Annotated in this window: 24 protein-coding genes; 12 read left to right on the plus strand and 12 right to left on the minus strand. The window is 63.3% G+C overall.

The annotated features are described in order from the left end of the window. Positions 1-15 precede the first annotated feature (15 nt). The 7 genes from B9Z31_RS02680 (at position 16) to B9Z31_RS02710 (ending at position 6,678) form a co-directional block, all read left to right on the plus strand. Positions 16-777: an ABC transporter permease gene (locus B9Z31_RS02680; RefSeq protein WP_233200658.1), complete on the plus strand. Its 762-nt coding sequence runs from the start codon at positions 16-18 to the stop codon at positions 775-777. A 7-nt stretch (positions 778-784) separates the two neighbouring features. Further along, a complete protein-coding gene (locus tag B9Z31_RS02685; protein ID WP_100118032.1) occupies positions 785-1,534 on the plus strand; it encodes an ABC transporter ATP-binding protein in 750 nt (249 codons plus the stop codon). Position 1,535: 1 nt separating this feature from the next. Further along, entirely contained in the window at positions 1,536-2,420 is an 885-nt protein-coding gene (locus B9Z31_RS02690) for a polysaccharide deacetylase family protein (RefSeq protein WP_100118033.1), read from the plus strand. Positions 2,421-2,500: 80 nt separating this feature from the next. Beyond that, positions 2,501-3,277, plus strand: a complete 777-nt coding sequence (locus B9Z31_RS02695) for a short-chain dehydrogenase/reductase (protein ID WP_100118325.1) — start codon at positions 2,501-2,503, stop codon at positions 3,275-3,277. 7 nt (positions 3,278-3,284) lie between these two features. Beyond that, positions 3,285-4,442: an acyl-CoA dehydrogenase family protein gene (locus tag B9Z31_RS02700; protein WP_100118034.1), complete on the plus strand. Its 1,158-nt coding sequence runs from the start codon at positions 3,285-3,287 to the stop codon at positions 4,440-4,442. A 14-nt stretch (positions 4,443-4,456) separates the two neighbouring features. Beyond that, positions 4,457-5,257 (plus strand): enoyl-CoA hydratase/isomerase family protein, encoded by an 801-nt coding sequence (locus B9Z31_RS02705; protein WP_233200665.1) that lies wholly within the window; start codon positions 4,457-4,459, stop codon positions 5,255-5,257. Beyond that, positions 5,257-6,678, plus strand: a complete 1,422-nt coding sequence (locus B9Z31_RS02710) for an MmgE/PrpD family protein (RefSeq protein ID WP_100118036.1) — start codon at positions 5,257-5,259, stop codon at positions 6,676-6,678. The genes B9Z31_RS02705 and B9Z31_RS02710 overlap by 1 nt, the downstream gene beginning before the upstream one ends. Here the strand turns inward: B9Z31_RS02710 and B9Z31_RS02715 are convergent. The 6 genes from B9Z31_RS02715 to B9Z31_RS02740 all read right to left on the minus strand — a co-directional run bounded on the left by B9Z31_RS02715 (position 6,624) and on the right by B9Z31_RS02740 (position 12,070). Beyond that, entirely contained in the window at positions 6,624-7,943 is a 1,320-nt protein-coding gene (locus B9Z31_RS02715) for an amidase (RefSeq protein WP_100118037.1), read from the minus strand. The genes B9Z31_RS02710 and B9Z31_RS02715 overlap by 55 nt on opposite strands. A gap of 6 nt (positions 7,944-7,949) precedes the next feature. Then, positions 7,950-8,858: a DMT family transporter gene (locus B9Z31_RS02720; RefSeq protein ID WP_100118326.1), complete on the minus strand. Its 909-nt coding sequence runs from the start codon at positions 8,856-8,858 to the stop codon at positions 7,950-7,952. A gap of 80 nt (positions 8,859-8,938) precedes the next feature. Beyond that, positions 8,939-9,805 (minus strand): uracil-DNA glycosylase, encoded by an 867-nt coding sequence (locus tag B9Z31_RS02725; protein ID WP_100118038.1) that lies wholly within the window; start codon positions 9,803-9,805, stop codon positions 8,939-8,941. An 8-nt stretch (positions 9,806-9,813) separates the two neighbouring features. Next, positions 9,814-10,323 carry a ribosomal protein S18-alanine N-acetyltransferase gene (gene rimI / locus B9Z31_RS02730; protein WP_143473805.1) on the minus strand — a complete coding sequence of 170 codons (510 nt, stop codon included), beginning with the start codon at positions 10,321-10,323 and terminating at the stop codon, positions 9,814-9,816. Beyond that, complete coding sequence (gene tsaB, locus B9Z31_RS02735; RefSeq protein ID WP_100118039.1) at positions 10,320-11,105, minus strand: tRNA (adenosine(37)-N6)-threonylcarbamoyltransferase complex dimerization subunit type 1 TsaB; 786 nt, start codon at positions 11,103-11,105, stop codon at positions 10,320-10,322. The genes rimI and tsaB overlap by 4 nt, the downstream gene beginning before the upstream one ends. Beyond that, positions 11,102-12,070, minus strand: a complete 969-nt coding sequence (locus B9Z31_RS02740) for a DMT family transporter (protein ID WP_100118328.1) — start codon at positions 12,068-12,070, stop codon at positions 11,102-11,104. The genes tsaB and B9Z31_RS02740 overlap by 4 nt, the downstream gene beginning before the upstream one ends. Positions 12,071-12,148: 78 nt before the next feature. Here B9Z31_RS02740 and dacB point away from each other — a divergent pair, with 78 nt between their 5' ends. From dacB to B9Z31_RS02760, 4 genes are all read left to right on the plus strand, one after another. Next, on the plus strand, positions 12,149-13,759 hold the full coding sequence (dacB, locus tag B9Z31_RS02745) for a D-alanyl-D-alanine carboxypeptidase/D-alanyl-D-alanine-endopeptidase (RefSeq protein ID WP_233200667.1): 1,611 nt from the start codon (positions 12,149-12,151) through the stop codon (positions 13,757-13,759). Next, complete coding sequence (locus B9Z31_RS02750; RefSeq protein ID WP_100118329.1) at positions 13,756-14,010, plus strand: SemiSWEET transporter; 255 nt, start codon at positions 13,756-13,758, stop codon at positions 14,008-14,010. Before dacB ends, B9Z31_RS02750 begins: the two co-directional genes overlap by 4 nt. 150 nt (positions 14,011-14,160) lie before the next feature. Then, on the plus strand, positions 14,161-15,480 hold the full coding sequence (locus tag B9Z31_RS02755) for an SGNH/GDSL hydrolase family protein (RefSeq protein ID WP_158235650.1): 1,320 nt from the start codon (positions 14,161-14,163) through the stop codon (positions 15,478-15,480). A gap of 25 nt (positions 15,481-15,505) precedes the next feature. Next, complete coding sequence (locus B9Z31_RS02760) at positions 15,506-16,174, plus strand: OmpW family protein (RefSeq protein ID WP_100118041.1); 669 nt, start codon at positions 15,506-15,508, stop codon at positions 16,172-16,174. A gap of 57 nt (positions 16,175-16,231) precedes the next feature. On the opposite strand, the gene B9Z31_RS02765 is transcribed toward B9Z31_RS02760, so the two are convergent. The 3 genes from B9Z31_RS02765 to purE are packed head-to-tail and all read right to left on the minus strand — an operon-like array spanning position 16,232 to position 18,944. After that, positions 16,232-17,248 carry an L-threonylcarbamoyladenylate synthase gene (locus tag B9Z31_RS02765; protein ID WP_100118042.1) on the minus strand — a complete coding sequence of 339 codons (1,017 nt, stop codon included), beginning with the start codon at positions 17,246-17,248 and terminating at the stop codon, positions 16,232-16,234. Between the two features lie 8 nt (positions 17,249-17,256). After that, positions 17,257-18,447 (minus strand): 5-(carboxyamino)imidazole ribonucleotide synthase, encoded by a 1,191-nt coding sequence (locus B9Z31_RS02770; protein ID WP_100118043.1) that lies wholly within the window; start codon positions 18,445-18,447, stop codon positions 17,257-17,259. Continuing rightward, complete coding sequence (gene purE, locus B9Z31_RS02775) at positions 18,444-18,944, minus strand: 5-(carboxyamino)imidazole ribonucleotide mutase (RefSeq protein WP_100118044.1); 501 nt, start codon at positions 18,942-18,944, stop codon at positions 18,444-18,446. The genes B9Z31_RS02770 and purE overlap by 4 nt, the downstream gene beginning before the upstream one ends. An 81-nt stretch (positions 18,945-19,025) precedes the next feature. Between purE and trxA the strand changes: the two genes are divergently transcribed. Next, complete coding sequence (gene trxA, locus B9Z31_RS02780; protein ID WP_100118045.1) at positions 19,026-19,979, plus strand: thioredoxin; 954 nt, start codon at positions 19,026-19,028, stop codon at positions 19,977-19,979. An 87-nt stretch (positions 19,980-20,066) separates the two neighbouring features. Here trxA and B9Z31_RS02785 read toward each other — a convergent pair whose 3' ends face one another. The 3 genes from B9Z31_RS02785 to fba all read right to left on the minus strand — a co-directional run bounded on the left by B9Z31_RS02785 (position 20,067) and on the right by fba (position 22,753). Continuing rightward, complete coding sequence (locus B9Z31_RS02785) at positions 20,067-20,588, minus strand: DUF962 domain-containing protein (RefSeq protein WP_100118046.1); 522 nt, start codon at positions 20,586-20,588, stop codon at positions 20,067-20,069. Between the two features lie 115 nt (positions 20,589-20,703). Beyond that, the gene (locus tag B9Z31_RS02790; RefSeq protein ID WP_100118331.1) at positions 20,704-21,612 is read right to left on the minus strand and encodes a phosphoribosylaminoimidazolesuccinocarboxamide synthase; all 909 of its coding nucleotides are present in this window, start codon (positions 21,610-21,612) and stop codon (positions 20,704-20,706) included. 76 nt (positions 21,613-21,688) lie between these two features. Next, positions 21,689-22,753 carry a class II fructose-bisphosphate aldolase gene (gene fba, locus B9Z31_RS02795; protein ID WP_100118047.1) on the minus strand — a complete coding sequence of 355 codons (1,065 nt, stop codon included), beginning with the start codon at positions 22,751-22,753 and terminating at the stop codon, positions 21,689-21,691. Positions 22,754-22,777: the final 24 nt, after the last annotated feature.

Genomic DNA, 22,777 nt, shown 5'->3' on the forward strand with positions numbered 1-22,777 from the left:
CGGACAGTGCTTGGCATGTTGGTGCCAGCCTTGGTTCTGCTCATCTGGCAGGTGGCAGGCAGCCGGCCCGACATGGCCGGCATCCTGCCTACCCCCATGCTGGTTCTGGAAGGCTGGCACGGCTGGATTTTTGGCTCGCCCGGCATGGGCCTGAACCCGTACCTGGGCTCTTGGGTCTCCAACGTCCAGTACTCCTCGATGCGGGTGGCGCAGGGTTTTGTGCTGGCGGCCCTCATTGGCGTGCCCTTGGGCTTGCTGATTGGCTGGAGCCGTCTGGTTCAACAACTGTTTGACCCGCTCATTCAGAGTCTGCGCCCGATCCCGATCACCGCTTGGTTGCCCTTTTCGATTGCCCTGTTCGGCATTCGCGACATGGGGGCCATCTTCCTGATTTTTTTGGGTGGCTTTTATGCGATTGTGGTCAACACCACGCAAGGCGCTCGCGATGTCGAGCGCAACTTGGTGCGGGCCGCACTCATGATGGGCGCGAGCCGCAAGCAACTGCTGTATCGGGTGGTGCTGCCCGCCGCCATGCCCTCCATCTTCACCGGCTTGCGCATTGGCCTGGGCATCTCGTGGACGGCCGTGATCGTCTCCGAGATGGTGGCGGTCAAGTCGGGGCTGGGCTATGTGCTGTGGGACGCCTACTACGTGGGGCGCATGGACATCGTGCTGGCCGACATGGTGTCGATCGGCATCATGGGATTTTTAAGTGATCGCCTGATCGTTTTCATCGAAAGCAAGGTTTTGGTCTGGCGCATGCTGCAAAGCCATTGAAACAACTATGTCCCACATTTCCATCGACAAGCTTTACAAGACCTACCCGGGTGCCACACCCGTCAAGGCGCTGGAAGACATCAACCTGCAAGTGGCGCCTGGCGACCTGGTGGCACTGCTCGGGCCTTCGGGCTGCGGCAAATCCACTTTGCTCAACCTGATCGCCGGCTTCGAGCAACCCAGCCAGGGCCAGCTTCTGGTCGATGGCCAAGGCGTGCGTGCGCCTGGCCCGGATCGGGGCGTGGTCTTCCAGGAAGCCGCATTGTTCCCGTGGCTCACTGTTTGGGAAAACGTGATCTTCGGCCCCAAGGTCCAAGGCATGGCCCGCAGCGAGTACGAAGACCGCGCCCATGAAATGATCAAGATCGTGGGCCTGAGCGACTTCAAGAACCATCTGCCGGTGCAATTGTCGGGCGGCATGCGCCAGCGTGTCGGCATTGCCCGCATTCTGACGCTGGGTTCGCGCGTGTTGCTGATGGACGAGCCCTTTGGGGCGCTGGATGCACAAACCCGCTTGACCATGCAGGAGCTGCTGCTCACGGTGTGGCAAAAGCTCAAGCCCACCATCATCTTTGTCACGCACGACATCGACGAAGCGATTTTTTTGGCCAGCACGATTTACGTGATGTCGGCCCGCCCCGGCCGCATCCAGACCAAGATCACCGTGCCACTGGCGCGCCCACGCACCGTGGCCGACACCGCCAGCGAAACCTTTGCGGCGCTCAAGCTCGACATCCTCAACCTCATTCGACACTGACATGGCCAACCCCCGCATTCCCTACCGCTTCTCCAACGATGGGCCCACGCTGAAGGCTGCGCCTGAAGGCGCCATCATGGTGCACTTGGTGGTGAACGTGGAGCACTGGCAATTCGAGTCGAGCATGCCGCGCACCATCATCACACCGCCGCACGGCAAAGAGACGGTGCCCGATGTGCCCAACTTCAGTTGGGCCGACTACGGCATGCGGGCCGGTCTGCCGCGCATTCTGCGGGCCATCCAAGACCGCGGTTTGCCCGCCTCCACCAGTTTCAATGCCGGGGTCATCACCGCTTACCCCCAAGCCGCGCAAGCCATGCACGATGCAGGCTGGGAATTCATTGGCCACGGGGTCCACCAAAAAAGCCTGAACCACAACCAGGGCGAGTCCGAAGAATCCCTGATCGCGACCAGCCTGGACATGATCGAGCGCTTCACGGGCCAGCGCCCCAGAGGCTGGCTCAGCCCCGGTCTGCGCGAAACGCACGACACCCCCGAGTTGCTAAAAAAGCAGGGCGTGGACTATGTGTTTGACTGGGTGGTGGACGATGTGCCCGGTTGGATGCAAACGCGCAACGGCCCCTTGCTGGCCATGCCCTACAACCTGGAAATCAACGATTCGATCGTCTACGCCATCGAAAAACACAGCAGCGATGAAATGTACGAACGCCTGGCGCGCACACTGGCCTTGTTTGAACGCGAAGCGGCCACGCACCCCCGCGTGCTGGCCATCGGCCTGCACCCGCACCTGATTGGTGTGCCCCACCGCTTTGCCAGCTTTGAGCGCATGCTGGACTTGTTGATGAAGTCACCGCAGGTGTGCTTCATGACCGGTGGACAGATTGCCGACTGGTACACCGCGCAGGTGCCCGCCCCCAAGGCCTAAAGGGGTGCGCCCCCCTGGCACCGTCTTGATTTTGAAACCCGGGCAAGCCCCTTGACTTGCCCCATTTGCAGGCCTTTTGCATGAACCTCGAACTCGACCACAAACAAGTCATCGTCACCGGTGGCTCCAAAGGCATTGGCCTGGCCATTGCCCTGAACTTCGCCCGTGAAGGTGCCAAGCCGGTGCTGGTCTCGCGCCAACGCAGCAACCTGGACGCCGCTCTGGCCGCTTTTGCCAAAGAAGGCTTGCCAGCCCCGGCCATCGCGGAAATCGATTTGTCGCAAGCCGGCTCGGACCGCGCTTTGTTCAACTTGTTTCCAGCTGCGGACATCCTGGTCAACAACGCCGGCGCCATTCCGGGCGGCAGCATCCACGACATCGCCGAAGACGCCTGGCGTGCGTCGTGGGAACTCAAGCTGTTCAGCTACATCAACCTCACCCGCTTGTACCTGGGGGCCATGGAGTCGCGCGGACAAGGCGTGATCTGCAACATCATCGGCATGGCCGGGGCGGCACCGCGCTACGAATACATCTGCGGCTCTGCGGCCAATGGCGCCTTGATCTCGTTCACCCAGGGCATCGGCGCAGGCAGCGTGCGCAAGGGTGTGCGCGTGTTCGGCATCAACCCCTCGCCCACCCGCAGCGACCGCATCGAAGGCGTGCTCAAGCAGCAAGCCGCCAGCAAACTGGGCGATGCCTCGCGCTGGCTCGAGATGACCCAGAAATTGCCCTTTGGCCGCTTGGCCGAACCCGATGAAATCGCCCGGCTGGCCGTCCATTGCTCATCCCCCGTGTGCGGCTACCTGAGCGGCACGGTCTTGCACGTCGACGGCGGCCAACAATACGCACCCAACTGAGCACACCATGCACACAGACAACAACTTTGAATCCCTGCGCGACGGCGTGCGCAGCGTGGTCTCCCAATTCGACTCGCGCTACTGGCAAGAGATCGACGAGGCCCGCGCCTTTCCGGAAAAATTCGTCCAGGCCCTGACCTCGGCCGGCTGGCTCTCGGCCTTGATCCCTGAGGAATACGGCGGCTCCAACCTGAGCCTGGTCGAAGCCAGTGTGATCATGGAAGAGATCAACCGGGCGGGCGGCAACTCGGGTGCTTGCCACGGCCAGATGTACGTGATGGGCTGCGTGGTGCGCCACGGCTCGCAGGCCCAAAAAGAAGCCCTGCTGCCCAAGATTGCCAGTGGCGAGTTGCGCATGCAGTCGATGGCGGTGACCGAGCCCACCACCGGATCGGACACCACCCAGCTCAAGACCTTTGCCGAACGCAAAGGCGACCGTTACATTGTCAACGGCCAAAAGGTCTGGACATCGCGGCTGCAACACTCGGACTACATGCTGCTGCTGGCACGCACCACGCCCTTGGCCGAAGTGAAGAAAAAATCCGAAGGCTTGTCGGTGTTTCTGGTGGACCTGCGAGAGGCCGTGGGCAAATCGATCACCGTGCGGCCCATCCGCAACATGGTCAACCACGAGACCAATGAAATTTTCATCGACAACTTGGAAATCCCGGTGGAAAACCGCATCGGCGAAGAAGGCAAGGGACTCAAATACATCCTCGATGGCTTGAACGCCGAGCGCATCCTGATCGCGGCCGAATGCATTGGCGACGGCTACTGGTTCGTGGACAAGGCCAAGGACTATGCCAACCAGCGCGTGGTGTTTGACCGCCCGATCGCCAAGAACCAGGGCATCCAGTTTCCGATCGCCCGGGCCTTTGTGAACGTCGAAGCCGCCAGCCTGATGCGCTACGAAGCGGCCCGTCTGTTCGATGCCCAGCAGCCCTGTGGCGCCCAAGCCAACATGTCCAAACTGCTGGCCGCCGATGCCTCGTGGGAAGCGGCCAACGTCTGCCTGCAAACCCATGGCGGCTTCGGTTTTGCAGCCGAGTACGACATCGAGCGCAAGTTCCGCGAGACCCGTCTGTACCAAGTGGCCCCGATCTCGACCAACCTCATCCTGTCGTATGTTGGCGAGCATGTTTTGGGCATGCCCAAATCCTATTGAAGGCGAGTGCACACATGGCTCTTCCTCAATCTTGGGACACCTTGCAGCTGCAGATGCACGGCGATGGCGTGCTGCTGGTCACCCTCAACCGCCCCGATGCCGGCAACGCCATCAACACCCGCATGGGTCAGGAGTTGCTGGACCTGTGGCAGCGCCTGACCGACGATGCACAAGGCGTTCGCTGCGTGGTGTTGACCGGCGCGGGTCCCAAAATTTTCTGCGCAGGCGGTGACCTGAAAGAGCGCAATGGCATGACGCGGGCGCAATGGACACACCAGCATGAAATCTTTGAACGCGTGTCCTGGGCCTTGGTGGATTTGCCGCTGCCTGTGATTGCCGCGGTCAATGGCCATGCCTACGGTGGCGGTCTGGAGTTGGCCCTGTGCTGCGATTTCATTTACGCCAGCAGCAGCGCACGCTTTGCCTTGCCCGAGGTCACGCTGGGCATCATGCCCGGCATGGGCGGCACGCAAAACCTGCCCCGCGCCATTGGCGAGCGCCGCGCCAAAGAGCTCATCATGACGGGCCAAGCCTTCAACGCCCAGCAAGCGCTGGACTGGGGCTTGCTCAACCAAGCCTTGGCACCAGAACAGCTCTTGGAGCAAGCCCTGAGCACGGCGCAAACCCTGGCGCGCAATGCCCCGCTGTCCGTGCGGCAAGTCAAAAAATCCATCCGCTACGGCGGCCAGATGGAATTGCGCACGGCTTACCGGTTTGAGATCGAGGCCTACAACCAGCTCGTGGACACCGAAGACCGGCGCGAAGGCGTGCTGGCCTTCAATGAAAAAAGACCCCCCCGCTTCAAGGGCCAGTGATGAACCCGGCCAGCCCAACGCCCTGGAGCGAATGGCTGGTGGCCACGTTGCGCAGACCTGTGCATGCGGCTGACCGTGAGCGCGCCGCACTGCACCTGACCGACTGGCTGGGCTGTGCGCACATGGGACAAAGCACCGAGCTGGGCGCGGTGCTCCAGCGATGGGCACAGGTGCAAGCACCCGGCCCCATTTGGGTGTGCGGTCACCCCGGCTTGCACGCCGCAGAAGCCGCCCGCTGGCATGGCACGCTCGGCAGCTGCCACGAAATGGACGATGTGCACCGCGAAGCCGTGGTGCACCCCGGCGACACCGTCATCCCTGCAGCGCTGGCCATGGCCCAACGCGAAAACGCCAGCGCACCAGCATTGCTCGATGCGGTGGTGGTCGGCTACGAAACCGCCATCTTGCTCGGGCTGCTGAGCGGGCCAGCCCATTACACCCAGTGGTACAGCACCGCCACCACGGGGGTCTTTGCCAGCGCCATGGCCTGCGCACGCTTGCTCAAGCTCGATGCCTCGCAGACCCAACACGCCCTGGCCTTGGCCGGCATGCAATCGGCTGGCGTCTGGCAATGCCGCCTGGAGCCGGGCCTGGCCAAGCAAATGGCCGCTGGCCACAGCGCCCAAGCGGGCCTGGTCGCCGCCGACATGGCGGCAGCGGGCATGACCGGCCCCTTGTCCATCTTGGAAGGCCCTTTGGGCTGGTTGAGGGCCACTGCCGGCAACTTGGATGCGGCCCGGGCGCAAGCCCTGTTGGCGGCCCCACCCGAGCGCGCTTGGCGTGTGCACGAGGTCAGCTTCAAGCCCTGGCCGGCCTGCCGGCATGTGCACCCGGCCATCGAGTGCGCGCTGCAGCTGAACGCCCAAGGGGTGGAGCCCGAACAGATCGCCCGCATTCGACTCGACACCTATGGCGTGGCACTGTCGTTTGCAGACCAGCCCCATCCCCAAACGGCTTTGCAAGGCAAGTTCAGCTTGCAGCATGGCGTGGCCTGGAGTCTGCGCCACGGCGGGTTCGGGCTGGACGCCACCGGGCCCGCGGCCCTGGCCGACCCGGCTTGCGCCGCGCTGCGCGACCGCGTGGTGGTGGTCTGTGGACCGGCCCAAGACCAGGCTTATCCGCAAAGCTTTGGCGCACGGCTGCACCTGCACATGGCCAACGGCCAGCAGCACAGCAGCGAGGTGGTCAACGTGTTGGGCGATCCGGAGAACCCCTTGAGCCCTGAACGGGTCAGGGCCAAAGCGGCTCAGTTGCTCCAAACCAGTGGCTGGGCCGCGGACCAGGCCGAGCAACTCATCGGGCTGATTGGGGCGCTACCCCAAGCCGAGGCATTGGGGCCTTTGTGGGCGCGCCTGCAAGACGGGCCTCAGTCCCAGAACGTGTCGAGCGCACAGGCCAGCCCGAGCAAGCGCTCGTCCTGACCGGGTGCGGCCAGCAACTGGCACGACACCGGCAAACCCTCGCTCGGGCAAGGAAAGGACAAAGCGGGCGCCCCCAGCAGGTTGGCCAAGCATGCCCAGTCGGCCTGGCTGGCCGGCGCGGCTTCGGTGTGGGCAAAAGCCGTGTGCGGTGTGGTGGGCAAGAGCAGGACATCCATGTCTGCAAACAAAGCCCCAGCCTGCGCACGCAAGCCGTCGACGGCGGCCTGGCTCGCTTGCCGTTTCTCCGGGGCCAAACGGGCACCGTAATGCAGCATTTTTTGCAAGCTGGCACTCAAACCCGGCAGTTCTGGGCCCAAGGCGTTCAGCCAGTAATCCGCCCCCTCCCACTCGCTCATGAGCAAGGCGTGCAAACGGTTGCGGGCAGGCGACCAATCGGGCCAAAGCACGGCGCGCACCTGAGCGCCTTGGGCTTGCAGGCGCTGCTGTGTGGCCTGCCAGGCTTGCTGCACCGCAGGGGTCATGTCCACCTCGTGCGTTTGCGGCAGGATGCCCACGCGCAAACCACGCCACACGTTGGCCTGCGCAGTGGGTGCCCATGGGATGCCCAACAGGCAAGCCATCGTTTGCGCGAGGTCATGGCCACTGCGCGCCAATGGACCCGCCACATCCAGCGTGGGGCTCAGGGGCACGATGCCGTCCATAGGGATGCGCGTGCGCGTCGGGATCATGCCCATCACGCCGCAATAAGCCGCCGGAATGCGCACCGAGCCCATGGTGTCGGTGCCCATGGCGATGGTGCACAGATGGTCGGCCACGGCAGCGGCAGAGCCACCACTGGAGCCGCCTGGGGTGTAGCCCTCGCGCAAGGGGCTGATGCAGCGGCCATACACGGGGTTGTCGGTGGTGGCCCCCAAAGCGGCTTCGTGCATGTTGAGCTTGCCCAACAGCACCATGCCCGCACCGCGCAGGCGTTGGTAAACGGACGCATCGCGCGCAGGCATGCGCTGCGCATAGGCTGCGGTGCCCGCGGTGCAAGGCATGCCGACCACGTCGATGTTGTCTTTGAGGGCCATCACCACCCCATCGAGCGGCCCCAGCGGCTGACCGCGGGCCCACCGCTGGGCACTGGCCTGGGCCTGTTGCAAGGCCAGTTCTTCGCACACATGCACAAAGGCTTGCAGTGCCGGGTTGCGCTGCGCGATGTGCGCCAGGTGCGCTCGGGTCACGTCCACAGGGTTGGTGTGGCCTTGCGCATAGGCATGCTGCAAGTCGGTGGAATTCAAATGGATCAGGTCCTGGTACATGGTCGCTCAGGTATCGGCCGCTTGACGGGCCGGTTCAGGGGGGGTGCTGGCGGGCCACAGCACCGATGCAATGGCCAGCACGATCAGCACGACGGCGGCCCAGTCTTGCCAATGCAAGGCTTCGTTGAGCACGTAGGCGCCGCTGAAAACACCCAAGACAGGAATGAACATGACACTCAGTGTGGAGGCCAGCGGCGGCAAATTGCGCGCCAGCGAGAGCCAGGCGGCCTGGGCAAACACAAACACGCCAAAGGCGTTGTAAACAATGGCGGCCCAAGCCATCGCAGGCGGCGGCTCCCAGTGGTCACGCTCAAACGCGAAGGCCAAAACAGACATGAGGACGCTGCTCATGCAGGTCATCCAAAACACGATGGCCAAGGTGGGCGCCTGCATGCGGGTGTGGCGAATTTGCTGCGTGCCCAAACCCCAAAAGGCCGCCGCCACCAGCCCCAAGACCACGCCCAAGGGTTTGCCCGAGATGGCGCTCAACTCATGCCAGAGCAAAAGCACCACCCCAAAAGCCGCACACCCCACCCCCAACCAACCCCGCCAGCGCAGGGCAGCGCCGTACCAGAAGACACCGATCATGGCGGAGAAAATCGGCATGGTGTAACCCAAGATGGCAGAGCGGCCACTGGAGAGGTTTTGCACCGCCAGGATGATCAGCACATGCCAGACCAGCATGTTGGTGGTGGCCAGCATGAGGAGCTCTTTCCAGTCGGCTCTCGGAATGCTGAAGGGGACTTTTTTGACGTACAGCACCAGCGCCAGAAAGGGCAAGCCCATCCACATGCTCAAACTGCGAAAGGACAAAGGCGGGTAATGGTTCACACCCAACTTGAGCATGGGCCAATTGAAGCCCCAGACCAAAGTCAGCGTGATCAGCAGCGTGATTTGTTGTCGGCTCAAGGTCATGCAGGCCATGGTAGCGCAGGCCCATGGCCTTCGCTGACCAGACGGGGACAAGTCCCTCGCCTGCGGTCAGCGTGCTGGGCTTAGGTGCCGCGCACTGTCTTGAGCGCCAGCACCAAGTCCGCCCAGGCCTTGGCCTTGTCGGGCAGGTTGCGCAGCAGCGAATCGGGGTGGTAGGTCGCCACCACGGGCACGCCTTGGTAGCTGTGAATTTGGCCGCGCAATTTGCCCAGCGGCTCGCTCGATTGCAGCACCGCTTGAATCGAAAACCGCCCCATCACCACAATGACTTTGGGTTGGACCAGGGCCACCTGCCGCGCCAAATACGGCGCGCATGTGGCCAGCTCTTGCGGGCTGGGGTTGCGGCTGCCGGGCAGGCGGCACTTGAGGCTGCTGGTGACGTAGACCGCCCCTTCGCCTTTGGCCTCGCGGCTCAAACCGACGGCCATGAGCATGTTGTCCAGCAAGCGCTTGGCAGGGCCGACAAACGGCTCGCCATGCTGGCCTTCGGCTTCGACCTGCGGGTCACCAATGACCAACCAATCGGCTTGCACATCGCCCACACCGAACACGGCCTGCTGGCGGTTCGCGCACAAATCACAGGCCTGGCAAGTGGCCACCGTGGTTTGCAAGGCCGCCCAATCCATCTGGTCCACGCCCTCGGCCAAGGGCTGGCCCACCCGCACTTCGGTCACCGGCATGGGGGCCACAGCAGGCTTGGGGGCTGGGGCCGCAGGCCTAGTCACAGGGGGCGCGGCGGGGGCCAACGCCATGGGCTGCGATGCTGGCAGGGCCAAATCGGGTGCAGCGGCAAGCGCCTGAGTTGGGGTCTGTGCTTGAGCCTGCAGCTGTTCGTCGGCGGGGCGCTGGGGCCACCACACGCGCACGCCCATTTCGGCCAGCATGGCGCGTTGGCGGTCGTCCAGGTCGAATCGTGTCGGGTCGCTCATGTTGTGGCTCACAGTTTCAAACTCATCACCACCGCATGCTCTCGCTGCTGGCGGCCAGCAGGATAGTAATCCTTGCGGACACTGATCTGCTTGAAGCCATAGCGCTCGTAGACCTTCAGTGCCCGCAGATTGCTTTGGCGCACCTCGAGCCACAACCACTGCGCGCCTTCATGGCGCGACATCAGCGACAAGGCGTCCAGCATCATGTGGCCCCAGCCTTGTCCTTGGTGCGCAGGCGCCACCGTGATGTTGAGCAAATGCATTTCTTCAAAGCCGCGCATGGCCAGAAAGTAGCCCAGCAGTTCGCCATCCAGCCACAGGCATTGGGCATCAAACAGGGGGTTGAGGGAGTCGCGAAAGTTGCCACGCGTCCAGGGGTGGCTGTAGGCGGTTTGCTCGATGGCCATCACCGCGTCCAGGTCGTCCTGCGTCATGGGGGCCAGCGTGACACGGTTGCGCGTGGCCTCCGAGGGCTGGGCGCCACCGTCAGCGCAAGCAGGCGGGATGGACGGGCTCATGGCTGCGCGGCGGCCTTGTCCAAGGCGGTCTTGGCTTTCATGGCCTCGCGCTCGGCGGTGGTGTTGGCCACCTTGTCGCGGATGTACAGCGGCATGGCCTGCTCGGCCGGCACCGCCAGGCCTTGCGCCCACAAGGCCGGCGCCAAGCGCAGCAAGGCGGCGGCCGTGGGCAAGGCCTCACAGCGCAAGTGTGCGGACACCGGCTGGGGCAGTCGTTCGCCATAGGCGGCAAAGGCGTTGCCCGCCTGCAGCACCGCAAGGTCTTGGGGCCCATGGATTTTTTCGGGGGCACCCACCTGCAAGGGCGCGGCTTCTTGCCAAAGCCCGTGGACCGCGCCCGGCACGGGCTGCCAGCGGTAAGCGGCGCTGTACACCTCGTCCATGCGGGCGTCCAGCAGCGCCAGCACGGTGAGCTCGGCATCGCTGGCGATGGCCCCGGCTTGCACTTGCGCCCAACGCGCCTCTTCGGCCACCGCCAACAAAGTGTCCACCGGCAAGACGGGCAAATCCGCACCAAAGGCCAGGCCCTGCGCCACGGCACACGCGGTGCGCAAGCCCGTGAACGAGCCCGGCCCCCGGCCAAACACGATGGCGTCCAGCGAGGCCAGCGGCATGTCGGCCTCGGCCAGCATGGCCAGCACCGCCGGAATCAAACCACTGGAGGCTTGTGCCCCCCCCGGCAAGGTCTGCGTCCAGACTTGGTCGCCGCGGGCCACCGCCAAAGACAGCACATCGGTGCTGGTGTCAAAAGCCAGCCAACGCTGCGGCGTGGCAGTGGTCATGGCTTGACCTCAGCAAGGGTCGCGGGCTTTGGGGCCTGGCGCACGCCAAACAAAATGCCGCCGGTCACCAGCGCCAGCCCCGCCAGCAAATGCCAGTGCAAGGGCTCGCCCAGAAACCAGACCGCACCCAAGGCCGATAAGCCCGGCACCAGCGCCGTGATCATGGTCGAGCGCACCGGGCCGAAATGGCGCACCATTTGCGTGAAAGTGATGCCCGAAATGACCACAGAGCCCACGCCTTGAAACACCGCTTGGAACACGATTTCGGTCCAAGGCACCTGCATCCAATGGCTGGGCACTGCGCCCAGCCCCACCAGAGTCAAGTAAACCGGGACAAAAGTCACGAAAGCAAACGCGGTGATGGCCATGGTGGCGCGTACCGCATCCAGGCCATGGCGACGCACCGTGACGCTGTAGCCGGCCCAGCAGCAAGCGGCCGTCATGAACATCAAATCACCTTTCCAGACCTCTCCCCCCTCAAAGGCCAAGAGCAAACTGGCCCCGCCCACCAACACATCCCCCAGCACAATCAAGCCCAGCCCCACCGCGCGGGCCGACGACACTTTTTCGCGCAAGACCAGCCAAGCCAGCAACGTGGTCCAAAGGGGCAGACTGCCGGGCAACAAGACCGAGGCATGGGAAGCCGGGGCAAAAAAGAAACCGTTGTAGGCCAAGACGGCGTAGAGCAAACCGCCCAACACACCCGCCTGCAAGGTGGGCCCCAAGGGCAAGGGCGACAGCCCCCCCAAAGAACCCACCACTTGGCCCGCTTGACGGGCTGGACGCATCATCCACCAGGCCCAGGGCAGCAAGACAGCACTGGCCCCCAAAATGCGGGCGAGCGCAATGTCCAAAGGCAGCAAGCCCCGAGAGGCCGAAGCACGCGCAATGACAATGAAACCGGTCCAGATGAACACCGTGATGACCGCAGAAGCCAGGCCCACGGTTTTTGAAGAAAATCGCATGGGCTGAATCATACGGGGCCGCTGCCCTCTTTCGCGCGCGCAGGCACAAACGCCATCCACCCCCGTTAGACTTGAACGATGTTGTTCCCACGCACTTTGCGCCCACGCTCTGAGTCCTTTGTCCCGGCCTTTTGGCGGCTGCGGTTGCGGCACCGCCCCCAGTCCAGCATGGCGCTGAGCAGGTGGCTGGGGCTGCCCCTGGCCGTGGCCGTGGCACTGAGCATGGGCATGGCTCTGGCTGGGCCGGCCATCGCCCAAGAGACTGCAAACAAAAAGCCGGCCAACCCCTTGGCGCCGGGCAAACTGCCGCGGCACGTGCTGCAAACCCTGCAACAAGCCCAAGTGCCACCCTCGGCCTTGAGTGTGCTCATCACGCCCTTGCCCAACAGTGAGCGCTCGAGCACCGAAGCCCGCCACTTGTCGCACCAAGCCCATGCCAGCATGAACCCCGCTTCGGTCATGAAGCTGTTCACCACCTATGCGGGGCTCAGCCTGCTGGGCCCTGAGCATGTCTGGCGCAACCGCATTGAAACCGACGGGTCTTTGCGTGACGGCGTGCTGCAGGGCAACCTGATCGTGCGTGGCAGTGGCGACCCCAAATGGGTCGTCGAGCGCTTGCAAGACCTCATGGTCCAAGTGCAGGCAGCGGGCGTGCGCGAGGTGCGCGGCGACATCGTGCTCGACCGCAGTGTGTTTGATGTGCGCGAACGCAGCGAACCCTTTGACGACGAGCCCCTTCGGCCCTACAACGTGTCGCCCGACGGCTTGCTGCTGAACTTCAAGGCCGTGGTCTTCAAATTCACCCCCGAAGCCGCGAGCGGGCAAGTGCAAGTGCGCTTTGAACCGCCCTTGGCGGGATTGACCGTGCCCAGCCAATTGCCCATGACGGGTGCCCCTTGCACCGACTGGCGACGTCAGCTGCAAGCCGACTTCAGCCAGCCCTTGCAGGTGCGCTTTGCCGGCAGCTACCCCTCTCGCTGCGGCGAAAGAGAGTGGCCTGTGGCGTATCCCGATCCGGAGCACTATGCGCCGCGTGTCATTCGCGCCCTGTGGCTGGGCGCAGGCGGACAACTCACCGGGCAGGTTCGTTACGGCACGCGTCCGGCATCGGCCAAGCTGCTGCTGGAAGCGCCGTCCTTGCCGCTGTCCGACATCATCCAAGACATCAACAAGTTCTCCAACAACGTGATGGCCCAACAGCTTTACCTGACGCTGTCGAGCGCGCTGGGTGCGCCCGGCCGCTTCGAAGCCTCTCGCGTGCGCTTGTCGCAGTGGTGGCGCAACGGGTTTGCCGGTCAGGATGAGCCCGTGATGGACAACGGATCGGGCCTCTCGCGCCACGAACGCAGCAACGCCAGTGCTTTGACCGCCCTGCTGCAAGCCGCCCACGCAGGCCCGCACGCCAAGCACTTTGTCAACTCCCTCTCGCTGGCAGGTGTGGATGGCACCACCGCCCGGCTCAAAGACCGCAACCCACTGTCTCCGGTCATCGGGAACGCCTGGCTCAAAACCGGCTCGTTGCGCGACGTGGCCTCGGTTGCGGGCTATGTGCAAGGGCAAAGCGGGCAACGCTACACCGTGGTGGCCGTCTTGAACCACCCCAACGCCCAACAAGCCCGAGGGGCTCTGGACCAACTCCTTGAATGGACCGTGCGCGACACCCGATCGCCCAACGCCAACACACCATGAACTTGATCGACTGGGTCGGCTCTTTGGCCGCCATCCTGACCACGGTCAGCTTTGTGCCCCAAGCCTGGCACACCTTCCGCAGCCGAGACGTGAGCGGCATTTCTCTGAGCATGTACAGCCTCTTCACCTTGGGCGTGGCACTGTGGCTGGTCTACGGCATTTTGCTGATGGCCTGGCCCATCATCATCGCCAACAGCATCACCACCAGCCTGGCGCTGATGATTTTGGTGATGAAGCTGCGTTATCGGTGAATTTTTTATTGAAATCGCCAAAAACATCGGTGTATACCCCAAGAGCCAGTCTGATCCTTCACTTATAGGATGCAAAAAAGAACAGGTGTTCTTTTTTTATCTTGGAGACGACAGATGCGGCAAAAAAATAAATGGCTACTCACAACAAGCTTGATCGCTTCGTTGGTCCTCGGTCTGACCGGGTGTGGCGGTCAAAACGAGGCCAGTCAAACACCCAAGGTGTCTTACGCTTCGGTCGTTTCCTTTGGCGACAGTTTGAGCGATCCGGGCGCTTACAAAGTGGGGAGCATTGCCGCTTTGGGCGGCGGGATGTTCACGGTGAACGGCATCACTGGCGGCGTGGGTTCTGACCCCACCCCCAGCTACACCTGGGCGCAGTTGGTGGCGGCGGCCGTGGTCGGCACCCCGTCCTGCGCTGCCCGCACCGGTGGGTTTGGCGTCTCTGTCACCACGGTGGCGGGATGCACCAATTACGCCCAGGGCGGCTCCCGCATCACCAACCCCGTTGGCACCGGCTATAACGGCGGCAACGGGGCGTTGACCGAGCCGGTGGTGATGCAGGTGACCAACTACCTGAACAGCAGAAGCAATGGCCGCTTCACGGGCTCCGAGTTGGTGACGGTGCAGGGCGGCGCCAATGAACTCTTTGCCCAAGCGGGCATCTTGGCAGCGGCAGCCACCCAGGCGGGTGCAGCGACTTTTGTGAGCAGCCTGGCGGGCTCTTTGGCCGTGGATGCAAGCAACCCGAGCACAGCAGGCACAGCCATTGCTGTGGCCATGGTCACCGAAGCGGCCAACCCGGGCAACACCACCAACACCATCGTCGCGGCAGGCCTCGGTGCCGCCGCTGCCGCTGGCAACACCCAGGTCGGATCGTCTGCCTATTATTTGCCCAAGGTGGCCGCCGCCAACACAGCAGGCTTGGCGGCAGCCGCAAGTTATGTCGCCAACACCGGCGGGCCCCAAGCCGTCTCGGCCATGATGGACGCGGCCGTGGAACTCTCCGACAGCGTCAAAGGCATGCGCACCAGCGGCGCTACCAAAATCGTGGTCTCCAACCTGCCCGATGTGAGCCTGACCCCTTATGGCCTGGGCCAAGACAGCGCGACCCGCCAACTGATACTGGCCATGACCCAGGCATTCAATGCCAAACTGCGTTCGGAGTTGGCTGGTTTGTCGGGCGTGCTGTTTGTCGATGTCTTCACCGAGAACCAGCGTCAGGTGGCCACCCCATCCCAGTTTGGCTTGAGCAACGTCACCGACACGGCCTGCAACCTCAACTACGGCGTTAACCCCCTGGCCACGGCAGGCAATAACGATGGCAGCTCATTGGTTTGCAAACCCAGCAACCTGATTGCCGGCAACACCTCGCGTTACCTGTTTGCAGACGGCGTGCACCCCACACCCTACGGGCACAAACTGCTGGCCCAGCTGGTCACCAAAGAATTGATCTTGGCCGGCTGGCTGTAACCCTGTACCGCACGGAGAACCCATCATGAATACACGTTTGAAAATCATTGCCGCAGCGGTCTTGCTTGTCGCGCATTGGCAGGTCCATGCGCAATCTGCCGGCACCCGACTGGTTCGCTTTGGGGTCACCCAAATTTCCCCCCAAGTGACCAGTGGTGTGATGTCAGCCCCCAGTTTTACGAACACCCAAACGGACGTCGGCAAAGACACCCAGTTCAGTGGCGGCATCACTTACATGTACACCGACAACATGTCTTTCGACATTCCGGTGGCACTTCCTTTCACGCACAAGCTCTACGGGGCGGGTGCCTTGGCGGGCGCCGGTCAATTGGGCAGCGTCAAAGCCTTACCGTTCACGGTCTTTGGGCAATACAGGTTCAACCAAGCCAATTCCACATTCAGGCCCTATCTGGGCCTGGGGATCACCTACGCGTATTTTTTCGATGAGAAAGGCTCCAGCGCCCTGACCGCCACCACCAACCCAGGAGGGTCGCCCACCTCCTTGCATGTGGAGTCCAAATTAGCACTGACGCCTCAAATAGGCTTCACCTATGTCCTGAATGAAAAATGGGTGCTCGACACGTCATTGAGCAAAACGCTGCTGAAGAACCGCACATCGTTCTCTACTGGGCAAACGATCGATACCACCCTGGACCCTATTTCTTTCAGTCTGGGTATCGGCATGCGTTTTTGATCGCCCGTCTGTGGGCCGGTGAAACACCCGCGCTCAGGGGTGTTGCACAGCGGCGTTTCAAGCCGCAGCCCGCTGCAACCTGTCCCGCACGCCCTCCCATTCGGGCGTGTCGGGCGGCAGTTGCACCCAAATCTGCGTCACACCTCGGGCGTCCAAGTCGCGCAGCACGCTGAACAGGTCGTGCGCGGCTTGCTCGGCCCTGTTGGCTTGAGGGCGCCACAACACCCCCGCGCCCAGGCCTGAACCCATGGCCTGCTCGCTCGCAGGTGGTTCGGCCGACCACACACCCAAGTTGTTGGCGTGCGGCCCCAGGGCTTGCAATTTGTGGGCGATGTCAGCTGCCGTCATCAACCGCACCTTGGCGCGCGGCGCGTAATGCGACGCCAGCGTGCCAGAGGCGCGTGGGGCGGATTGGCCCAACAGCTCTTGCGGCGCATCTTTGTCCAAAACAGCGCGGCCGCAAGCCGCTTCAATTTGCGGCCGTGTGATGTGTCCGGGGCGCAGCAAAACCGGCTCGCCACGGGTGCAATCGATGATGGTGGACTCGATGCCCACAGCGCAGTCGCCACCGTCCACAACCAACAAGTCAGGGCCCAACTCGGACTGCACATGCGCAGCAGTGGTCGGGCTGACGCGGCCAAAGCGGTTGGCGCTGGGGGCCGAAACGCCCAGCACCCCCAGCGGCAGACAGGCTTGCAACACCGCTTGCGCCACGGGGTGCGAGGGGCACCGCAGACCGATGGAGTCTTGCCCACCGGCCGAAGCACTGGCCACGCCGCTTTGGCGGGGCAGGATCAAGGTGAGTGGGCCGGGCCAAAAAGCGGCCATCAGGGCTTGCGCAAACGCGGGCACTTGCGACGCAAAAAAAGACACCTGGTCCACACTCGCCACATGCACGATGAGTGGGTGGTCGGCCGGGCGGCCCTTGGCCACAAAAATTTGCGCCACCGCCGCGTCGTCGGTCGCGTTGGCGGCCAATCCGTACACCGTCTCGGTGGGCAGGCCGACCAACAGACCGTCACGCAAGGCGTGAGCAGCCTGCGCGATGGCCGCTTCTGAGGCTGTCAGGATCATGGCGGTCTTTAAAAGGCGGGCATGCCGAGCAAGGCGGCCGCCTGCAAGGCCGTGGCCCGCACCGCCTCGGGCGTGGCCCCGGTGATGTTCAGGTGGCCCATCTTGCGGCCGGGGCGTGCCGACAACTTGCCGTACAAATGCAAATGCGTGCCCGGCAGCGCCAGCACCTGAGCCCAGGCGGGGCTGGTGGGGCCTTTGCCTGCGGGCGTGACTTCGGGCCACAGATCGCCCAGCAGGTTGAGCATGATGGCGCTCGAATGCTGGCGCGGCTGCGTGAGCGGCAGCCCAGCCAGGGTGCGTACTTGCAACTCAAACTGCGACTGGTCGCAAGCGTTCAGGGTGTAGTGCCCGCTGTTGTGTGGGCGAGGCGCCATCTCATTGACGACCAGTTGGTCGCCTTCGAGCAGGAAAAACTCCACGCACAGCACGCCCACGTAGTTCAGGCCTTCGGCAATGGCGCGGGTCGCCGCCACGGCCTGCTCGGCCACATGGGTGGGCACGGCGCCTTCGTAGACGCTGGTCACGGCCAAGATGCCGTCGCGGTGCAGGTTCAGCTGCACCGGGAAATTCACCATCTGCCCGTCGGCGCCACGCGCCACGATGACCGAGCACTCGGCTTGCAGCGGCAGCATTTTTTCGAGCACGCAGGGCAAGCCCTTCAACTCCGCCCAAGCGGCGGCCAGTTCTTCACGGGTTTTGACGCGGATTTGGCCCTTGCCGTCGTAGCCCATGCGGGCGGTCTTCAAAATGCCGGGCAGCAAATCGTCACCCACTGCGGCCAGTTGCTCGGCCGTCGCGATGACCGCATGCGGGGCCACGGGCACGCCGCAGTGCACAAAATGGGCTTTCTCGGCCGCACGGTCTTGCGCAATGGCGACCGACTCGGAGGCCGGCGCCACAGGGCGGTGGGCGCCCAAGGTCACCAAGGCGGGTGCGGGCACGTTTTCAAATTCGGTGGTGATGGCTGCGCAGCGTTGCATCAACTGCGCCAAACCCTGCTCGTCCAGGTAATCGGCCTGGATGTGGTGGTGGCTGACCCGTCCCGCCGGGCTGGCCACATCAGGGTCGAGCACGACGGTGAAGTAACCCATGGCCTGCGCTGCGTGCACGAACATGCGGCCCAACTGGCCGCCGCCCATCACGCCGAGCGTGGCCATCTGGCCATTGACCATGGACCCCGGGAGAACAGCGCGGCTCATGCGGCACCCACGGGTGGCAAGGTCATGGCGCGTGCAGCAGCGGTCTGCTCGGCGCGGAAGGCGTCCAGCTTCTGACGCAGCGCGGCGTCGTGGTTGGCCAGCATGGCCACCGCAAACAAGGCCGCGTTGGCCGCGCCCGCGGCGCCAATCGCAAAGGTGGCCACGGGGACGCCCTTGGGCATTTGCACGATGCTGTGCAGTGAATCCACCCCCGACAAGGCCTTGGTCTGCACCGGCACACCGAGCACCGGCACCACCGTTTTGGCCGCCAGCATGCCGGGCAAGTGGGCCGCGCCGCCCGCGCCCGCGATGATGGCCTGCAAACCACGCGCTGCCGCGGTTTCGGCATAGGTGAACAGATCGTCCGGCATTCTGTGGGCAGAAACCACGCGGGCATCGTGAGGGATGCCAAACTGTTGGAGAATCTGGACTGCGTGCTGCATGGTGTCCCAGTCGGAGCTGGAACCCATGACGACGCCGATGAGCGCTTGAGTCATTGGGTGCTTTTCGTGATCAATGTTGAATTTTAAGGTTTCACCCGCTTGGGGTCTGGAACACAACCCGGAACACTGCCCGCCATGATGGACGTCACGATACAAAACTTTGAAGCCGAGGTCATCGCAGCCTCCATGACCACGCCCGTGCTGGTGGACTTTTGGGCCGCTTGGTGCGGCCCTTGCAAATCGCTGGGCCCGGTGCTCGAAAAAGTAGAACTCGCCTACGAAGGTCGCTTCAAACTGGTCAAGATCAACGCCGACGAAGAACAGCAATTGGCCGGGGCCTTTGGCATCAAAAGCCTGCCCACCTGCGTTTTGCTCAAAAATGGCCAGCCGGTGGACGGTTTCATGGGGGCCTTGCCCGAGGGCCAAGTCAAGCAGTTCCTGGACAAACACCTGCCCCCCGAAGGCGAACTGCAAGCCCAAGCCGCCGCCCAAGAAGCGCAAGAGCACCTGCAAGCCGGTGACGCCGACAGTGCGCGTGCCGCTTTGGAACAAGCCTTGGCCACCGACCCCGGCAACGACGATGCGCGTTTTGACCTGGTCAAACTCTTGATCGGGCTGGGTGAATTGGCCGAAGCCTCGGCCTTGCTGGCCCCGGCCATGGGGCGCATCCCGGTGCCATTGCGTTTTGAGGCGCAAACCCAATGGCTCAAGGCCTTGGAATTTGTGACCACCGACCCACGCGGCGAATGGGACTTGGACCAGTTTGACGCCTTGATCGCCCAGAACAAACGTGATTTCGATGCCCGTTTTGCCAAAAGCCGCTTGCTGATCGCCATCGGTCAGTGGGAAGCGGCCCTGGACGAATTGCTGGAAATCATCATGCGCGACAAAAAGTGGGGTGACGAAGCACCGCGCAAAACCTTTGTCGCGCTGCTGGAGCTGATGACCCCTCCGAAACCCAAAACGCAAGACGCGAGCGGCAAATCTGCGGGCGGCATCGAGCTCATGGGCAAAGCCGCCATGCAGGAAGACCCGCACATGGCCATGATTTCCAGCTACCGGCGCAAGCTGAGCATGATGCTCAACTGAGCACCCGCCAGGCCCCCACCCCAAGCCCGGTTCAGCTGCCGCGATGCAGATGGGCCGGGCTTTTTGGCGATGGCGCCGTCGCCTCGCTCAGCGGGTGGCCCCGGCCTGGCGTTCGATGTCCCTGTGCATGCGCCGCAGCAAACCGGCCCACATGAGCACCTCGCCCACCACAAACATCGGCCCCACCAACAAGCCCACCAGATCGTCCACAAAAGCGGGTTTGCGGCCCTCGAAGTAGTGGCCGATGAACTGGATGACCCAGCCGATGAAAAACAAGGCCAAGCCCGCCTGCCAAACCGCCAAACCCAGGGCTTGCGCCAAGGGCGGCACTTCGTGGGCGGCCGCGATCAGCAGGCCATTGACCAGCGATGTGGCCACGCCCAGCAACACATCGCCCCGGCTCAGGTACCAAAGGCTGGTCAGCGCCCACATGGCCCAGGCCAGCGTCAGCGTCTGGCCCGCCACAGCCCATGCCGGGCCCAGCATCAAGACGCCAATGGACAGGAAAATCAGGGGGATGCCCACCAGGTGGGTGGCGATGTTGCGGCGATCGCGGTGGTAATGCGCGTACTGCACCATCAAGGCGGTCGCGGGGCGGAAAAGCGTCATTCGATCCTCTCGTTCTGGCGCCTACATCGCCCACAGCGCCTGAAGGAGCCAGTGGTCAGCACGGCACGGCCCCCATTGTGGCGCGGCACGCGGCCGGGTCAAGGGTGTTTTCCCGTCAGGCCATCAGCCGGGTCATGGCCTCTTCGTATTTGGCAGCCGTGTTCTCGATCACCTCACGGGGCAAGCGCGGCGCAGGCGGGGTTTTGCCCCAAGGCTGGCCATTGATCTGGGCCGTTTCCAGCCAGTCGCGCAAAAACTGCTTGTCGTAACTGGGCGGGTTGGCGCCCTCTGCATAACTGTCGGCTGGCCAATAGCGCGAGGAATCGGGTGTGAGCACCTCGTCCATCAGCACCAGGGTGCCGTCCGCGTCCAGGCCGAACTCGAACTTGGTGTCGGCAATGATGATGCCCTTGGTGGCCGCGATGTCACGCGCGGCTTGGTAGAGCTGGATGCTGATGTCGCGGATGCGGGTGGCCAGGTCGGCCCCGATCATGGCCACAGTTTGCTCGAAGGTGATGTTTTCATCGTGCTCACCCACCGCCGCTTTGGCCGCGGGCGTGTAGATGGGCTCGGGCAAGCGGCTGGCGTTTTTCAGGCCCGCGGGCAGCTTCACACCGCACACGGCTTGGTTGTCTTGGTATTCCTTCCAGCCGCTGCCGGCCAAATAACCGCGCACCACCGCCTCGACCGGGATAGGTTTCAAGCGCTTGACCAGCATGGAGCGGCCTGTGACCTGTGGCACCTCTTGAGCGCTCACCACGCTCTCGGGGGCCTCGCCCGTCAGGTGGATCGGGCAGATGTTCAGGCCCTTGGGACCGAGCTGGTCGAACCAAAACAGCGCCATTTGCGTGAGCAGCACGCCTTTGCCAGGGATGGGCTCGCCCATGATCACGTCGAACGCGCTGATGCGGTCAGACGCGACCATCAAGATGCGGTCGTCGCCCACCGCGTAGTTGTCGCGCACCTTGCCTCGGGCCAGCAGGGGCAAGGAAGTCAGGGCCGAGGTGTGAAGCGCAGAAGTCATGGCAAAAAACAGTCCAGCAAAAAAGAAAAAGGCCCGTTGAACAGTCAACGGGCCATTCGGGTCGATTATCGCAGGCTCAGTTCACCACTTGTGCCAGTTCGCCCCGTGCATAACGGGCCGCCACCACCTGCAGCGTCTCACCCTTGATCTTGGACGCTTGGCCTTCGCAGCCGAACTCCAGGTAACGCTGCTTGCACAGCTGCTTGGCCGCTTCGCGGGCGGGCTTGAGCCACTCGCGGGCGTCGAACTTGTCGGGGTTCTCAAACAAGAACTTGCGGCAAGCTGCGGTCATGGCCAAACGGATGTCGGTGTCGATGTTGATCTTGCGCACGCCGTGCTTGATGGCTTCTTGGATTTCCTCGACCGGCACGCCGTAGGTTTCCTTCATCTTGCCGCCGTATTGGTTGATCATGGCCAGCAGCTCTTGCGGCACGCTGGAGGAACCATGCATCACCAAATGGGTATTGGGGATGCGTTGGTGGATTTCCTTGACGCGGTAAATCGCCAAAATGTCGCCCGTGGGCTTGCGGCTGAACTTGTAGGCGCCATGGCTGGTGCCAATCGCGATGGCCAAAGCATCCAGGCCGGTGGCTTTGACAAACTGGGCGGCCTCTTCGGGGTCGGTCAGCATCTGGCTGTGATCGAGCTTGCCTTCGGCGCCGATGCCGTCTTCCTCGCCCGCCTCGCCGGTTTCCAGGTTGCCCAGGCAACCCAGTTCACCCTCGACCGACACGCCCATCTTGTGGGCCATGTCCACCACACGGCGGGTCACATCGACGTTGTAGGCGAACTCGGCCGGGGTCTTGCCGTCTTCGAGCAAAGAGCCGTCCATCATCACCGAAGAAAAGCCCAAATCGATCGCGCCTTGGCAAACCGCCGGACTTTGGCCGTGGTCTTGGTGCATGACCAACGGAATGTGGGGCCACTGCTCGGTGGCGGCCTGGATCAGGTGTTTGATGAAAGGCTCGCCCGCGTACTTGCGTGCACCCGCGCTGGCTTGCAGAATCACCGGCGCACCGACTTCGTCGGCAGCGGTCATGACGGCCTGGACTTGCTCCAGGTTGTTGACGTTGAAAGCTGGAATGCCGTAGCCGTTGACGGCGGCATGGTCCAGCAGCTCGCGCATTGAAACGAGTGCCATGTGAAATTCCCCAAAAGTTAAAAA

The sequence above is a fragment of the Limnohabitans sp. G3-2 genome (genome assembly GCF_002778275.1).
In the GTDB taxonomy this organism is placed as follows: Bacteria; Pseudomonadota; Gammaproteobacteria; order Burkholderiales; family Burkholderiaceae_C; genus Limnohabitans_A.

What these genes read in the sequence shown, in the direction of transcription:
- B9Z31_RS02680 (WP_233200658.1), top strand. Translation starts at nt 16, where the DNA reads ATGTTGGTGCCAGCCTTGGTTCTGCTCATCTGGCAGGTGGCAGGCAGC.
- B9Z31_RS02685 (WP_100118032.1), top strand. Translation starts at nt 785, where the DNA reads ATGTCCCACATTTCCATCGACAAGCTTTACAAGACCTACCCGGGTGCC.
- B9Z31_RS02690 (WP_100118033.1), top strand. Translation starts at nt 1,536, where the DNA reads ATGGCCAACCCCCGCATTCCCTACCGCTTCTCCAACGATGGGCCCACG.
- B9Z31_RS02695 (WP_100118325.1), top strand. Translation starts at nt 2,501, where the DNA reads ATGAACCTCGAACTCGACCACAAACAAGTCATCGTCACCGGTGGCTCC.
- B9Z31_RS02700 (WP_100118034.1), top strand. Translation starts at nt 3,285, where the DNA reads ATGCACACAGACAACAACTTTGAATCCCTGCGCGACGGCGTGCGCAGC.
- B9Z31_RS02705 (WP_233200665.1), top strand. Translation starts at nt 4,457, where the DNA reads ATGGCTCTTCCTCAATCTTGGGACACCTTGCAGCTGCAGATGCACGGC.
- B9Z31_RS02710 (WP_100118036.1), top strand. Translation starts at nt 5,257, where the DNA reads ATGAACCCGGCCAGCCCAACGCCCTGGAGCGAATGGCTGGTGGCCACG.
- B9Z31_RS02715 (WP_100118037.1), bottom strand. Translation starts at nt 7,943, where the DNA reads ATGTACCAGGACCTGATCCATTTGAATTCCACCGACTTGCAGCATGCC.
- B9Z31_RS02720 (WP_100118326.1), bottom strand. Translation starts at nt 8,858, where the DNA reads ATGACCTTGAGCCGACAACAAATCACGCTGCTGATCACGCTGACTTTG.
- B9Z31_RS02725 (WP_100118038.1), bottom strand. Translation starts at nt 9,805, where the DNA reads ATGAGCGACCCGACACGATTCGACCTGGACGACCGCCAACGCGCCATG.
- rimI (WP_143473805.1), bottom strand. Translation starts at nt 10,323, where the DNA reads ATGAGCCCGTCCATCCCGCCTGCTTGCGCTGACGGTGGCGCCCAGCCC.
- tsaB (WP_100118039.1), bottom strand. Translation starts at nt 11,105, where the DNA reads ATGACCACTGCCACGCCGCAGCGTTGGCTGGCTTTTGACACCAGCACC.
- B9Z31_RS02740 (WP_100118328.1), bottom strand. Translation starts at nt 12,070, where the DNA reads ATGCGATTTTCTTCAAAAACCGTGGGCCTGGCTTCTGCGGTCATCACG.
- dacB (WP_233200667.1), top strand. Translation starts at nt 12,149, where the DNA reads ATGTTGTTCCCACGCACTTTGCGCCCACGCTCTGAGTCCTTTGTCCCG.
- B9Z31_RS02750 (WP_100118329.1), top strand. Translation starts at nt 13,756, where the DNA reads ATGAACTTGATCGACTGGGTCGGCTCTTTGGCCGCCATCCTGACCACG.
- B9Z31_RS02760 (WP_100118041.1), top strand. Translation starts at nt 15,506, where the DNA reads ATGAATACACGTTTGAAAATCATTGCCGCAGCGGTCTTGCTTGTCGCG.
- B9Z31_RS02765 (WP_100118042.1), bottom strand. Translation starts at nt 17,248, where the DNA reads ATGATCCTGACAGCCTCAGAAGCGGCCATCGCGCAGGCTGCTCACGCC.
- B9Z31_RS02770 (WP_100118043.1), bottom strand. Translation starts at nt 18,447, where the DNA reads ATGAGCCGCGCTGTTCTCCCGGGGTCCATGGTCAATGGCCAGATGGCC.
- purE (WP_100118044.1), bottom strand. Translation starts at nt 18,944, where the DNA reads ATGACTCAAGCGCTCATCGGCGTCGTCATGGGTTCCAGCTCCGACTGG.
- trxA (WP_100118045.1), top strand. Translation starts at nt 19,026, where the DNA reads ATGATGGACGTCACGATACAAAACTTTGAAGCCGAGGTCATCGCAGCC.
- B9Z31_RS02785 (WP_100118046.1), bottom strand. Translation starts at nt 20,588, where the DNA reads ATGACGCTTTTCCGCCCCGCGACCGCCTTGATGGTGCAGTACGCGCAT.
- B9Z31_RS02790 (WP_100118331.1), bottom strand. Translation starts at nt 21,612, where the DNA reads ATGACTTCTGCGCTTCACACCTCGGCCCTGACTTCCTTGCCCCTGCTG.
- fba (WP_100118047.1), bottom strand. Translation starts at nt 22,753, where the DNA reads ATGGCACTCGTTTCAATGCGCGAGCTGCTGGACCATGCCGCCGTCAAC.